Source organism: Pseudomonas sp. 1L-C-7-B-C1 (assembly GCF_057291635.1).
In genome coordinates this window covers 41,758-56,421 of the sequence record NZ_JBXAWH010000001.1, presented here as the reverse complement: position 1 = coordinate 56,421, position 14,664 = coordinate 41,758, and the positions used below count along the sequence as shown (strand labels likewise).

Sequence of the window (14,664 nt, the reverse complement as noted above, 5' to 3'; positions counted from 1 at the left end):
AGGAGTGAGCTTGCTCGCGATGCGGTGAGGCGTCGAGGTTCAGCGGTAAAGACTTCGGTACAAGCATGTCCCCGTGTTTTTCATTAGAAGCGGAGTAAGCGTAGGCGTATGTGCCGCTAAAATACACTCCAACTTGGGAATCATTGCGATGTCCCCGCTTGCAATAGGCGCTGCCACTTTCACCTTAGCGTCAGACAACGTGATACACAAATGCGCGTAACTGTCGATGTTCTTCAAAGCGATATTTTTGTACCGGCTAGGGCAGATCAATAATATCTCCCCAAAGCGAAACTGACGGAATGCCCGCACGCTGTATAGGCCATTTTCCGCTTTGTACGTCTCCACCCTCCACAGATTTTTATTAAACACCTCCTGTGGATAGTCCTTTTCATCCAGAACATAAGTCATCTCGGTATTGTCTCTAATCTTGATCAGGTTGCCTGCCGAGTAGACCCACACATCCAAAATCGCAGGGAGTAACACGGCGTTAGCGAAAACGCATATCAGTAGAGCAAAACCCGCACGGCCGGTTCGTCGCAGTACGTTCCCTTCGGATAGATAGAAAGACAGAACAGGCGCTAGGTAAAGAAACATGATCAATAAACAAACGCCGATCGCTCCACGCGCCTCCCAGCCATTTTCTGCTCCCCTCCAAGCCATCAGGCCCAACTGGGCCGGAAACACCCCACTCATTGAGGTAAAAGCGAGCAATAGGCCTAGCCAGCCAAGCCGAGCAGTGCGATAGGTTTTCCTATGCCATGGCTTACGAGGACCAGGTGAAAGTTCTAGTACCTTTTCTTTAAGCGTCGCTTCGCTGCGGAAAACGCGCCATGCTGCCCAAGCCGCAGCAATAGTTACAAATATAAATAAGTATCCAGGGGCAAACGCTCTATCAAAGGTTGATCCTAGCAAATTGAGTGAGAGTAGTAGGTATCCTCCACCGACAATAAGACTAAACTTAAACGCTAGCTTTTTTTCCAACTCGCGACCAGGTGAACATTGCGTAATACACATCACGAAGGCTAGCGACGGTACTGACACGATAATGAGGAGCGAAGCTAGAACAATCAAAGCGAAAAACAACCATGCGACGAGGTTTGATGGGTTTCCCAGAGAGTTCAGAATTAATTCTGGGTGATGTATAAGCCACAAATATTTGGTTAGGAGCGAGATTGAGATTGTTGTCGCTGCAAGGGGGAGCCACCATTTGATGTCGGCAAGCAGTCCGAATATCGCCTGCCGGTAGCTGGCTGATCTCTTTTCGTTTGGCGCTGCGGATAGCGGGTTTGGCGCGGTGGATCGCAGTTCCACTTCATCAGTCATTTAAAAATCCTTCCTTGGGGATAAACATCATTGGCTGCTTCGATCCTGCTGGGAAGCGCAATACTAATGGAACGGGCCCCTTCGTCAAGAACTCTAAAGTCGACTGTTCAGCCCCCAAAACGTACGCATCTCCGCCAGCGTTAATCACCTCTCAAAAGTAAGGTAGCTGAAACGGCCAATGGTAGGACGGGGGTTTTGTCAATCGCTATTGAGGCTTTCATTCTGTAATTTTTAACGCATCCCGCATTGCTAATGAAATCAGCTTGTGAAGCTGAACAAGGGGCAATGCGTGTTTGGGAACTCCTTCGATCGCCTGGGAAGCGACAGAAGAGCAATGAATGCTGCTTACGTTAAAAATTTATTTTACGGCCGACGTCGTTAGCGCTTTACCGATACTGGCCAGATGGACAAAGATTGAGGAATTCTCCTACAAGGATGTTCTCCCATGGCTTCGCTAAACCAAATTTTCTTTGGCCCTCCTGGCACAGGGAAAACCTATGCGACTGTGGAAGCCACGTTACGAATCCTCGATCCAGTGTTTTTAGAATCCAATCTCAACCATAGGGACACACCTGAAGGTAGGCGGGTGCTGAAGGCACGTTTCGACGCGTTGGTCGCTGCGGAGCACGTGAAATTCGTTACCTTTCACCAAAGTTTCAGCTACGAGGACTTTGTAGAAGGGCTGCGAGCTGACACTGACGAAGATGGACATATCAGCTACGAAGTCATTCCCGGAGTTTTCAAAAGCCTCTGCAGCACTCCGGCCGCCGCCAGGGCTACCCACAAAGAGTCGGTGTCCACTGACATTTCAGCGTCCAGAATTTGGAAGATGTCACTGGGCAACACGCAAGGGAGCGACGCCTACGTCTACGACGACTGCATAGCGTCCAATTTCGCCTTGCTAGGTTATGGCGACAGAATTGACTTCGCCGGATGCAAAAGCCGCGAGGACGTCGCTGACCGTTTTGCAGCGGCTGGGCAGCCGATGCAAAGCGGTGCTTACGCTGTGAAAGCCGTGACCGATTTCGTAGTTCGCATGAAAACGGGAGACTTGCTAGTAATCACTGACGGGAATGCTAAGTTTCGAGCAATTGGTGAAGTCACCGGCGATTATCTATGCCTTTCCAGTGAGCAACGCGACGCCGACTACGCACAGTGCCGACCTGTCAAATGGCTTCGTACGTATGAGCCTTCATTGTCCTATCAGCAGCTCACAAACGTGAAGTTCACCCAGCGAACTTTGTATGAGCTAGCGCAGGCTGCGATTGATAAAACCAAGCTTAGCCAATTGCTTAACGCAGATTTGGGCTCGCAGGCGCGGTTGGGCAAAACCCTATTCCGCAAGGGCGAGAGGATTGGCGGTTATGTTGTGACCTATTGCTCGGGAGATGTGCTTGAGCTGAAAAAGCCAAAAGGTAATGAGCTTCCAATCGGAATGAGCATGCTCCGAAAACTGGCCGAGCATGTACGGCGAGGCGAGTTGACGCTCGAGGATATTGCCGAGAAGCGGGTATTTTCGAAGCTCGCCGCGGTAGGGACGACACTCGAACCTAACCTCGTCAATGGCTACAACAACATCATGCCTGCGCTTGTGGAACGCGTTCTGAAAGGGGCGCCGGTAAGCGAGACCGATACACCTTCAGATAGCAGACGGGTGCTCATCATTGATGAAATTAACCGAGGCAACATTTCCCGAATCTTCGGCGAGCTGATCACTCTGATCGAGCCGTCCAAGCGGGCGGGCGCGCCGGAAGCATTGGAAGTGACATTGCCTTACTCAAAGGAGCGTTTCAGCGTTCCAGCTGATGTTTACCTCATAGGGACTATGAACACCGCCGACCGCTCGTTGGCAGCGCTTGATATCGCGCTTCGCCGACGTTTCACGTTCATTGAGGTACCACCAAACCCAGAGTTGCTCGACGAAGTAGAGGTAAACGGCGTACCTATCGATGAGGTCCTAAGCGTGATGAATGAGCGCATCTCGGTTTTGCTTGATCGCGATCATTGCTTAGGACACGCCTACTTCTTGCCACTGAAATCAGACCCAACTATGGAGCGGTTGGAGGGGATTTTTCGGGGGCAGATCATCCCGTTACTTCAGGAATATTTCTTCGAGGATTGGCAGCGGATTCAGTGGGTGCTGAATGACCATCGTAAGGAAACCATAGATTGTTTTCTGAAGCCCGTTCAGCCCATCAGCGAGCTGTTTGGCGACGGTGTTCCGGTCAACAAGCACGGCGAGCGCTGGGAGCTAAATCCTGCAGCGTTCAAAAATGTCGATGCCTACCTCGGCATCATTGATCACACGGTCAGGGCGACAGCTCAGCCGCGTTACAACGCGAGCGAAGCTGCTAACGGTGATTTCACGGTCCGACAATTAGACTCCGGCACTATTGAGGTTCTGCGGGACGGCGTAGTGGTAAAACCTTCAAAACCTATTCTTCGAGATCTTGCTGAAACGCTCAACATCTCGACGCTGACAAGCAGTGGGACGCCGCTGAACACCCGGATGCTCGGTCGTAAAATCATCGATTCGCTGGGCAAACAATCAGCATGACGGCAGATGTGACAGTTAGAGAATATGCCCGGCTGACTACCAGCCCTGTTTCGAACCCAAATTTGGACAGGGCATACGTCTCGGCCTCAGCGTTCGACTGGCTGTGCGAATTGAGTTCTCGCTTCAGCAAGGCCGGCGCGGCACTCGTCCAGATCGAGGATCGGCGATGGCTAAAGCTCGACAATTACGTGGGGGTTCTAGAGACTCCCTGCGGCACTCGTATCGAAATCCTCCCCAAGCATTTCGAGGAAGGAGATTGCATTCAGCAAAGCCGCGCATTGCTGAGGCGGATGATCCAAAAATCGTTAAAGCTTCCCACGCGGGAAGTCGGCGCCACCGCATTGCAGCGCTTTGATACCCCGCTAACGGAGTGGGTGATGAGCAGCTTTCTGCAAACCCTCGACCATTGCATCAAGCGCGGCCTGCGTTTTGATTACCAACGTGTCGAGGAGGAACAGCGTTACCTACGCGGCCAACTCAATACCGCTCGCCAGATGCGTCAACCACCTGGTCGTCAGCATCACTTTCAGATTCGGCATGACCTGTTCCACCCTGACCGGGCTGAGAACCGTTTGTTAAAAACCGCTTTGGACATCGTGTGCAAGGTGACTAGAGACCCAAGCAACTGGCGCTTGTCCCACGAACTGCGCTCAATGCTGCTGGAAATCCCCGTCAGTCGTGACACCAAGCAGGACTTCAAGCAGTGGCGCAACGATCGGCTTATGGCTCATTACCAGCCTATTAAGCCTTGGTGTGAATTGATCATTCAGCAAAAGACGCCTTTAGCGATTACTGGCGAATGGCAGGGCATGAGCTTGCTTTTTCCTATGGAAAAGCTGTTCGAACGGTACGTGGCGGCATGTTTGCGCGATTCCCTTCCGCCGGATGCGACTCTGCATGTTGAGCGTCGGAGCGAATACCTTTGTGAGCACGAGGGGAGGAAGGTTTTTCAGCTGCGGCCGGATCTGATGATTACTCAGGGCGATAAGAGCTGGGTTTTGGACACGAAATGGAAGCGGCTTGACACGAGGACGGGCAATGTGAATTACGGGCTGAGTCAGTCGGACTTTTACCAGCTCTTCGCGTACGGCCATAAGTACGTTGGAGGGCGAGGTGAATTAGTGCTGATATATCCGATGCGTGCGTCCTTTCAGCGGGTATTGCCTATTTTTGAGTATTCTCCGGGACTAACACTAGCTGTGGTACCGTTCGATTTGGAGGCGGGTATCCTATTTCTTTCAGCAGCCCTTTGGATATGAACTGAATTAGCTATTATCCCGAGCCAGGACGGTGACTTTGCACAAGTCCCCCTGAGAGTTAAATGACAGGCATGACTATGAAGCTCTCATTTATCTATGACTTTTTAAGCCTCGTTTCGGAAATGCACCCAGATTTCGCTAGACGAAACGGTGGCGTTATGATTTGCTTCGTTTCGTACAGTTCATATGGATTTGGGGATATATATGTCGGACAAAACTGCTGCAGCTATCGCTAGCATTTACCAAGAAACCAAAGACTTTCTGATCATCGGCTTAACTGGAAGGACAGGTTCTGGTTGCACGACTGCTGCTGATAAGCTTGCTTCTTCCACCTTTAATATTCCAAGCGATGGATATGATGGGCTTACTGAAAATGAGCTTAAGAAGCATAGAATAATAAAGCGTTACAACGATTCTTCTGATTGGGTGCCATTCTATAAAATCGAGGTTAGTGGTCTAATCACATTTCACCTTCTATTATTGTCGTCAGGCGAGCTAGAGGCGTGTTTACGTGAGGTATTGATTGCTGAGGATACCGCCACAAATGTGATATCTAAGTTCGAAAGCAATTACGCTGATGTTCGAGCGGCCGCAATGGTACGTATTAAACACAAGTTCAAGTTTGATCGAGAAAATGCTGCGGAGTGGTACGAGCTATACTTTGTAGCTATTCCGCTCATCACTAAATATTTACGAGATACGTTGACAAAGTCTGAATTCACGAATTTATATCAAAAAGCTGGCGACAATGTAAGGGCTTCGGGATGTGCCAATAGCAGTGAATTTAATCCTGACGAAATTTTCAGTTTTCCAAGACATATAAATCTCATAATAAAAGTGGCTCATGAAACCGCGCGTGCAGCCGGTGAACAGTGCCGGATTGTTATCGATGCGATCCGTAACCCGTATGAGGCGTTCTTCCTTAAGCGGAGGTATGCGAACTTTTATCTAGTTTCAATAAATACCGATAACGCGCAACGTCTCCATAGTCTTAGGAGCTTTAGAAAGTTCTCGGATGATCAAATTCAAGCGCTTGACAAAAAAGAGTATCCAAGCAAGCTACCTGCGCATCATCGATTTATAGCTCAGAATATCCAAGAATGTATTGAGACCTCAGATATACACATCCACAATTCAAAATTGAGCGAGTTCACCCACAATGATTTAGTTAGTCAGCTAGCCTGGTATGTGGCGTTAATGATCCATCCTGGCTTGGTAACGCCTACTTCACTAGAAAATTGTATGCAGATAGCGTATTCCGCTAAGCACAGCTCAGGCTGTATTTCTAGGCAAGTTGGAGCCGTCGTTACAGATGACAGCTACAGCATCAAAGCGGTTGGCTGGAATAGTACTCCTCAAGGTCAAACACCATGTTTATTGAGGAGCGCTGAGGATTTGCTCGCCGGAATCAATAGCACTGACTTCAGTCTCTATGAATTGACTAATAAAAAATTCCAAGCGGTTGTTTCTCATAAATATAAGGAATTAATAGCAAGTACTCAAACTGGCAGGAATATTTCGTACTGCTTTAAAAGTATTCAGAATGAAATTGAGGGAGAGAAAAACCAGGTTCACACTCGTTCTCTTCATGCAGAGGAAAATGCATTTCTTCAGATATCGAAACATGGTGGGCAAAAACTATCAGGTGGGATATTGTTCACGACGGCAAGTCCGTGCGAGCTTTGCGCCAAAAAAGCTTACCAGCTCGGCTTAAAGAAAATCGTCTACATTGATCCCTATCCTGGAATCGCTACTGACCACATTCTTTCCGTTGGAGCCAAAAAACCTGAATTGGAGCTTTTTCGAGGTGCGGTGGGTAGAGCCTTTTATCAGCTATATCAGCCTGTTATGCCCTACAAGGATGAGCTTGAATTGGTTTTTCATATACCGAAGTATACGGACTCGCAAAAAAAATCGAGAGAGATTTTAGAGGAAGAAAATATTGGTCTGCTCGAAAAGATCAAGCTTCTAGAGCAAGAAGTTGTTTCACTGCAGTCTAAGTAATGAGCTAACTCCTCAACCTACAGCAGTTTAGCTAAGAGCAGCCGTTCTTGGCTGGTGCAGGTCAGGAAGTGGGTTTTGTCGTTTTCCGTAATCGTGTAGCGGCTTCGGCCCGTGGATTCGTCCTTTAATCTGAGATGAGGGCGGATCGTCGGAGGCTAGTTTAAGTGTGTGGTAGGTAGTACCGCCTTGGTGTTGCTGGGTGCTTCAGCTTGTTTAGTTTGTTCCGGCGTGAGACGCGGAGCGTCTAGGGCTGCATTCCCACGCGGAGCGTGGGAACGATCAAGGTCGGCGGTCAGCAATAAAAAGGGCCACCATTTCTGGCAGCCCTTTCGTGTGCAGCTTACTGAGTCGGAATCAAATCAATCCCAGCTCAAAGCCCCACCCGTCTGATACTCAATAACCCGCGTCTCAAAGAAGTTCTTCTCTTTCTTCAAGTCCATGATCTCGCTCATCCACGGGAACGGGTTCGTCGTCCCTGGATACTCTTCCTTCAACCCTATCTGGCTCAAACGACGGTTCGCGATGAACTTGAGGTAGTCCTCCATCATCGCGGCGTTCATGCCGAGTACGCCGCGGGGCATGGTGTCGCGGGCGTATTCGATTTCCAGTTGGGTCCCTTGCAGGATCATCTGGGTTGCTTCTTCCTTCATTTCAGCATCCCACAGGTGTGGGTTTTCGATTTTGATCTGGTTGATCACGTCGATGCCGAAGTTCAGGTGCATAGACTCGTCACGCAGGATGTACTGGAACTGCTCTGCGACGCCGGTCATTTTGTTGCGGCGACCCATAGAGAGGATCTGGGTGAAGCCGCAGTAGAAGAAAATGCCTTCCAGGACGCAGTAGTAAGCGATCAGGTTGCGCAGCAGTTCTTTGTCGGTTTCGACGGTGCCCGTTTCGAACTTCGGATCGGAGATCGAACGGGTGTACTTCAAGCCCCAGGCTGCCTTTTTGGCGACCGACGGGATCTCGTGGTACATGTTGAAGATCTCGCCTTCGTCCATGCCCAGCGATTCGATGCAGTACTGGTAAGCGTGGGTGTGGATCGCTTCCTCGAAGGCCTGGCGCAGGATGTACTGGCGGCATTCAGGGTTGGTGATGAGGCGATACACGGCCAGGACGAGGTTGTTGGCAACCAGGGAGTCGGCGGTGGAGAAGAAGCCGAGGTTGCGCAGGACGATGCGGCGCTCGTCGTCGGTCAGGCCTTCCGGGTCTTTCCAGAGGGCGATGTCCGTGGTCATGTTGACCTCTTGCGGCATCCAGTGGTTGGCGCAGCCGTCGAGGTATTTCTGCCACGCCCAGTCGTACTTGAAAGGCACGAGCTGGTTGAGGTCGGCGCGGCAGTTGATCATGCGTTTTTCGTCGACCGCGACGCGGGCGGCGGAGCCTTCGAGTTCGGCAAGACCTTCTGCGACGTCCAATTTGTCCAGCGCGGCTTTGGCGCGGGCAATGGCGTCGGAGTCGTTTGCGCTGACGGCGCGGGCTTCAAGCGCAGCAGCACCACCGGCGCTGTCGAGTTTGTCCATCGCGGCTTCGGAAGCGTGGCCGGCGTTGGCGCCTTTGGCGGGTTCAGCGGCGTCTTCTTTGTCGAATTCGTCCCAGCTCAGCATGGTGAGGAGGCTCCTGCTAGAGGACCGGTTTTACGCGGCCTGTGGATTTGAGTAGTCGGTTTGCTGCTGTTGTGACACGGGTCACGCCATACAGCGGTCGAGAGAGGGCTCTCTGAAAATCTAGGTATTCGGTGTTCCGGTTGACGTTGTCAGGCGCTAGGCCTGTCACCCGGGAGAGGAGCAAAACGCTGACGCGGCAAACGCACGGTGACCATAGGAATCCGGTCGGCTTTGGGTGCGCAGGTGGTCATGGCGTTGTCCTTGATTGGGGGGCGCGAGTATACGGAAATTTGCTCCGTACGTCTTTGCTGCGACCCTTTTGTCTGTCATTTCAGCGACTGTTCGGATTGGCGAATCAGTGCTGGATTGTTCTTGACCTGTCAACGATTCGATGCTTCTGAATCGCCTATCTAGTGGTCTGTGGCGTAAGAATACACACGATATGGTATTGGAGGGAATGAGTATTTCGACATGTGAGTGCGTTCGTGACGCAGGTCAGTGTGCGGCAAACGACCTCAACCTTGGAGAGCCCCGTGATACGTGAGCTTCGGCCGAAGACCTTCCGATAAGGCGCTCAATGGAGTCATCGCCGACCTGACAAATGGTGTCGGCATCTGCGCTCCGAAGACGGGGGATGCTTATTCAGGCGAAGCGCCAATCGCTCCCCCAACACACCGCTCAAACACCCGCACCATCCCCTCATAATCACACCCCACCGCATCCACATTCGCCCGTATCCATTCCTCCGCCTCCACCGGCCACCAGCTGATCTCAAACCCCGCATTCACGATGAGGTGTTCAAACAGGATCCGCTGCGCCCGCCCATTCCCCTCTCGAAATGGATGAACCACGTTCAAATCCCCAAACAGCTCGGCACTCGCCGCAATCAAGGCTCCACGATCCAGCTCCTGAAACCAGTTCGCGTCGGCCAGCACCTTGAACAGCTTGTTGGCCTCGGGCTCGATGCGGTGGGTCACGCAGAAGTGGGTTTGGTCTTTGGAGATGTCGACGGTGCGCAGTTCGCCCGCCCAGTCATACAGGTCAGCGAACAGCTGGCGATGGATGGCTTGCAGGTAGGACAGGTTGTACGGAGGAGGGGAGAAGTCGATGGCTTCGGCGGCGACTTCGGAAAGGTCGCGCTCGGCTTGCGCCAAGGTTTCTGCATCGGTGACGTCGAGACGGTTGCGCAGCACGGTGCTGCCGGGCGGACAGTAGGGGTCCTGTCCGACGCCGTATTTTTCGACCATCAGGCCTGTTTTTTGCGGTAGCTGGTGAGCAGCTCTTCCCGTGAGGGCAGGCGGCGTTCGGAGTCGGCGGGCGAGCTCTCGTAACCTTCCAGACGTAGGCTGGCGGCGTAGTTGGAGCGGCGCGTTTTGGCGCAGTAGGCTTTTTTGGACTCTAGCGAGGCAGCTGGCATGGGGCATTCTCCTGGCTTGGCAAGAGGGGAGTGTAGCGGAAATGGGAGAGGGGGAGCGAGGGCCGGGAGCGTTTAGGCTCCCGGGTCGCGTTGCTGCTTGAGCTGATTGAAAAGCTTCGCGAGCAAGCTCGCTCCCACAAGTATCGGTGGTGTCAGCGAGCTCTTCGCGGGCAGTCGCGCCCCTGTTAAAGGGCGCGCTTGCCAGCGGGTTTTACTGGCAGGCTTCGCAGTCCGGCTCGTCGATCGCGCAGGCTTTCGGCACTGGCGCTGGACCGGCCGGTGCCGCTTCGGCTGGGCGCGGGGCGGTGATCGCCGAGTCGTCCGGGCCGTGGCCACCGCTGGAAACGGCGTTCAGCTTGCCGGTGTTGATGGTCGACTTCTCGGTGCTGGTCGCGGCCAGGGCACGGAGGTAGTAAGTGGTTTTCAGACCACGGTACCAGGCCATGCGGTAGGTCACGTCCAGCTTCTTGCCCGAGGCGCCGGCGATGTACAGGTTCAGCGACTGGGCCTGGTCGATCCACTTCTGACGACGGCTGGCCGCGTCAACGATCCACTTGGTGTCCACTTCGAAGGCGGTCGCGTAGAGGTCTTTCAACTCCTGCGGGATGCGCTCGATCTGCTGCACCGAACCGTCGTAGTACTTCAGGTCGTTGATCATGACCGAGTCCCACAGGTCGCGGGCTTTCAGGTCGCGAACCAGGTACGGGTTGATCACGGTGAATTCGCCCGAGAGGTTCGATTTCACGTACAGGTTCTGGTAAGTCGGTTCGATCGACTGCGACACGCCAGTGATGTTGGCGATGGTCGCGGTCGGGGCGATGGCCATGATGTTCGAGTTACGAATGCCTTTCTGAACGCGAGCACGGACTGGCGCCCAGTCCAGGCTTTCTTCCAGGTCGACGTCGATGTACTTCTGGCCACGCTGTTCGATCAGGATCTGTTGCGAATCCAGCGGCAGGATGCCTTTGGACCACAGGGAACCCTGGAACGTCTCGTAGGCACCGCGCTCGTCCGCCAGATCGCAGGAAGCCTGGATCGCGTAGTAGCTGACGGCTTCCATCGAACGGTCGGCAAATTCCACGGCCGCATCGGAACCGTAAGGAATGTGTTGCAGGTACAGCGCGTCCTGGAAGCCCATGATGCCCAGACCGACCGGACGGTGACGGAAGTTGGAGTTCTTCGCTTGCGGCACCGAGTAGTAGTTGATGTCGATCACGTTATCGAGCATGCGCACGGCCACGTCGATGGTGCGCTTGAGCTTGTCGGTGTCCAGCTTGCCGTCGACGATGTGGTTCGGCAGGTTGATCGAGCCCAGGTTGCAGACCGCGATCTCGTCCTTGTTGGTGTTCAGGGTGATCTCGGTGCACAGGTTCGAGCTGTGAACCACGCCCACGTGCTGCTGCGGGCTGCGCAGGTTGCATGGGTCCTTGAAGGTCAGCCATGGGTGGCCGGTTTCGAACAGCATGGACAGCATTTTGCGCCACAGGTCTTTGGCCTGAATGGTCTTGAACAGCTTGACCTTGCCCGGGTACTCGGTCAGCGCTTCGTAGTACTCGTAGCGTTCTTCGAAGGCTTTACCGGTCAGGTCGTGCAGATCAGGCACTTCGGACGGCGAGAACAGGGTCCATTTGCCGTCGTCGAAGACACGCTTCATGAACAGGTCAGGGATCCAGTTGGCGGTGTTCATGTCGTGGGTACGACGACGATCATCACCGGTGTTTTTGCGCAGCTCGATGAACTCTTCGATGTCCATGTGCCAGGTTTCCAGGTACGCACAGACCGCGCCTTTGCGCTTGCCGCCCTGGTTGACTGCTACAGCGGTGTCGTTCACGACTTTCAGGAACGGCACGACGCCCTGGGATTTGCCGTTGGTGCCCTTGATGTAAGAGCCCAGCGCGCGAACCGGGGTCCAGTCGTTGCCCAGACCGCCTGCGAATTTGGACAGCATGGCGTTGTCGTGGATGGCGTGGTAAATGCCCGACAGGTCATCCGGAACGGTGGTCAGGTAGCAGCTCGACAGCTGTGGACGCAGAGTGCCGGCGTTGAACAGTGTCGGGGTCGAGGCCATGTAGTCGAAGGACGACAACAGGTTGTAGAACTCGATGGCGCGGTCTTCGCGGGCTTTCTCTTCGATCGCCAGGCCCATGGCCACACGCATGAAGAAGATCTGCGGCAGTTCGAAACGGATGCCGTCTTTATGGATGAAGTAACGGTCGTACAGGGTTTGCAGGCCCAGATAGGTGAACTGCTGGTCGCGCTCGTGGTTGATCGCCTTGCCCAGTTTTTCCAGGTCGAATTCGGCCAGCACAGGGTTCAGCAGTTCGAACTGGATGCCTTTCTCGACGTAAGCCGGCAGCGCCTTGGCGTACAGGTCGACCATTTCGTGGTGGGTGGCGCTTTCGGCGACACCGAGGAAACCCAGGCCTTCGGCACGCAGGGTGTCCATCAGCAGGCGCGCGGTGACGAACGAGTAATTCGGCTCACGCTCAACCAGGGTACGCGCGGTCATGACCAGTGCGGTGTTGACGTCGGTCAGCGCAACGCCGTCGTACAGGTTCTTCAGGGTTTCGGTCTGGATCAGGTCGGCGTCGACCTCGGCCAGGCCTTCGCACGCTTCGGTGACGATGGTGTTCAGGCGGCCCATGTCCAGCGGCGCGAGGCTGCCGTCTTTGGCGGTGATGCGGATCGACGGGTGTGCTTGCACAGGGGTGTCGCCAGCGGTGCGACCGGCACGCTCCTTGGAGCGCTCGTTGCGGTAGATCACGTAGTCGCGGGCGACTTTCTGCTCGCCGGCGCGCATCAGCGCCAGTTCGACCTGATCCTGGATTTCTTCGATGTGGATGGTGCCGCCCGACGGCATGCGGCGCTTGAAGGTCGCGGAGACCTGTTCGGTCAGGCGCGCAACGGTGTCGTGGATACGCGACGAAGCGGCAGCGGTGCCGCCTTCAACTGCGAGAAAGGCCTTGGTGATGGCGACGGTGATCTTGTCATCGGTGTACGCAACGACGGTGCCGTTACGCTTGATCACACGCAGCTGACCCGGCGCGGTGGCGGACAGGTCCTGCTGGGTCGCACCTGTCTGCGGCGCGGTGGCCTGCGGATTCTCGCGAGTTGTGTCGGTTTGCATGGGTGTCTCCACGTTCTTTAAGTTTGTTTGGGCGCAAAGTGCACGCCCACCGTTTCGTCTTGCGGCAGTGGACTGACAAATGTCAGGCCATGACTTCAGGACGAATGGGAAGGTGGATTACCCTCCCTGGCGTTGAAGTCGAAAAGGGTGCCGGACTTGAGCCCGTCACCCGAAAAACTGTTGCAGAATGCGCATCTGATGTTGCAACTCGTATGCCGCTGCGCGCAGATCCCAAGACTGGGTGGTCTGCCATTTGCGCTGGCGGGGCAGAGCGGTAGATTCGGGGGTAATTCAGCCCTTCGTACACAGGTAACGCGCGAGAAAAAAACCTTGAAATCGCGCACTGACTTGTGTTTGGGATTTAGGCGAAAACCCCACATGTAGGGTCTCCGCCGTCGAAGGGCTACAAGATATGCGTTTCGGACACTTACTGCAACGCATGGGCTGTGGATAAAGCTGTGTGTAATTTGTGTGTGAAACAGGGAAATCCCGTGTAGGCCGCATGGCGTCTGGGATGAGCGCTTTGTCGGCGGCCAAAATCATTTTTTCGGGAATTTTGCGGGCGTGAAGGCCATCGCAAAAGCCCGTTGGGCAAGCACTTTTAATAAGAAAAAACAAGGAGCCTCACCGTGCAGCCACAACCCTGGCAGGTGCTGATCGTCGAGGATGACCAGCGGCTGGCCGAACTCACCCGCGACTACCTCGAAAACAACGGCCTGCGCGTGAGCCTGGAAGGGGACGGCGCGCGGGCGGCCCGGCGCATCATCGACGAGCAGCCGGATCTGGTGATCCTCGACCTCATGCTCCCCGGCGAAGACGGCCTGAGCATCTGTCGCAAGGTGCGCAGCCACTATGACGGGCCGATCCTGATGCTCACTGCGCGCACCGATGACAGCGACCAGATTCAGGGCCTGGACATGGGCGCAGACGATTACGTCGGCAAACCGGTGCATCCCCGGGTGCTGCTCGCGCGCATCCATGCGTTATTAAGGCGCAGCGAAACCGTCGAAAACCCGGTTCAGGCACAGCACCGGCTGGAATTCGGCGCGCTGGTGGTGGACAACACCTTGCGTGAAGCCTGGCTCAACGACCAGAGCGTTGAGCTGACCAGCGCCGAATTCGACCTGTTGTGGCTGCTGGTCGCCAACGCCGGGCGCATTCTCTCTCGCGAAGAAATCTTTACGGCCCTGCGCGGCGTCGGCTACGACGGCCAGGACCGCTCCATCGACGTGCGCATCTCGAAAATCCGCCCGCGCATCGGTGACGACCCCGACCACCCGCGCCTGATCAAGACCGTGCGCAACAAGGGTTACCTGTTTGTGCCCCACGCCGCCGCGCAACTGCCCTCCCTCAAGCGCGGCGGCTGACCG

Annotated in this window: 9 protein-coding genes; 4 read left to right on the top strand and 5 right to left on the bottom strand. The window is 54.5% G+C overall.

What is annotated here, in order from left to right:
* Positions 1 to 39 precede the first annotated feature (39 nt).
* Entirely contained in the window at positions 40 to 1,323 is a 1,284-nt protein-coding gene (locus AC0Z8Z_RS00245; protein ID WP_485617304.1) for a hypothetical protein, read from the bottom strand.
* A gap of 445 nt (positions 1,324 to 1,768) precedes the next feature.
* Between AC0Z8Z_RS00245 and AC0Z8Z_RS00240 the strand changes: the two genes are divergently transcribed.
* The 3 genes from AC0Z8Z_RS00240 to AC0Z8Z_RS00230 all read left to right on the top strand — a co-directional run bounded on the left by AC0Z8Z_RS00240 (position 1,769) and on the right by AC0Z8Z_RS00230 (position 7,143).
* Positions 1,769 to 3,880, top strand: a complete 2,112-nt coding sequence (locus AC0Z8Z_RS00240) for an AAA family ATPase (protein WP_485617303.1) — start codon at positions 1,769 to 1,771, stop codon at positions 3,878 to 3,880.
* Positions 3,877 to 5,139, top strand: coding sequence for an McrC family protein (locus AC0Z8Z_RS00235; protein WP_485617301.1), 1,263 nt, complete (start codon positions 3,877 to 3,879; stop codon positions 5,137 to 5,139). The genes AC0Z8Z_RS00240 and AC0Z8Z_RS00235 overlap by 4 nt, the downstream gene beginning before the upstream one ends.
* Before the next feature lie 204 nt (positions 5,140 to 5,343).
* Complete coding sequence (locus AC0Z8Z_RS00230) at positions 5,344 to 7,143, top strand: anti-phage dCTP deaminase (RefSeq protein WP_485617299.1); 1,800 nt, start codon at positions 5,344 to 5,346, stop codon at positions 7,141 to 7,143.
* Between the two features lie 359 nt (positions 7,144 to 7,502).
* Here the strand turns inward: AC0Z8Z_RS00230 and AC0Z8Z_RS00225 are convergent, their stop codons facing one another.
* The 4 genes from AC0Z8Z_RS00225 to AC0Z8Z_RS00210 form a co-directional block, all read right to left on the bottom strand.
* Complete coding sequence (locus AC0Z8Z_RS00225; protein WP_037012114.1) at positions 7,503 to 8,750, bottom strand: ribonucleotide-diphosphate reductase subunit beta; 1,248 nt, start codon at positions 8,748 to 8,750, stop codon at positions 7,503 to 7,505.
* Positions 8,751 to 9,388: 638 nt separating this feature from the next.
* Positions 9,389 to 9,997, bottom strand: coding sequence for a putative adenosine monophosphate-protein transferase Fic (locus AC0Z8Z_RS00220; RefSeq protein ID WP_485617298.1), 609 nt, complete (start codon positions 9,995 to 9,997; stop codon positions 9,389 to 9,391).
* Positions 9,997 to 10,167, bottom strand: a complete 171-nt coding sequence (locus AC0Z8Z_RS00215) for a YhfG family protein (protein ID WP_122535490.1) — start codon at positions 10,165 to 10,167, stop codon at positions 9,997 to 9,999. The genes AC0Z8Z_RS00220 and AC0Z8Z_RS00215 overlap by 1 nt, the downstream gene beginning before the upstream one ends.
* A gap of 211 nt (positions 10,168 to 10,378) precedes the next feature.
* Complete coding sequence (locus AC0Z8Z_RS00210) at positions 10,379 to 13,294, bottom strand: ribonucleoside-diphosphate reductase subunit alpha (RefSeq protein ID WP_485617296.1); 2,916 nt, start codon at positions 13,292 to 13,294, stop codon at positions 10,379 to 10,381.
* A 629-nt stretch (positions 13,295 to 13,923) separates the two neighbouring features.
* On the opposite strand from AC0Z8Z_RS00210, the gene AC0Z8Z_RS00205 reads away from it, so the two are divergent.
* Entirely contained in the window at positions 13,924 to 14,661 is a 738-nt protein-coding gene (locus tag AC0Z8Z_RS00205; protein WP_485617294.1) for a response regulator, read from the top strand.
* Positions 14,662 to 14,664: the final 3 nt, after the last annotated feature.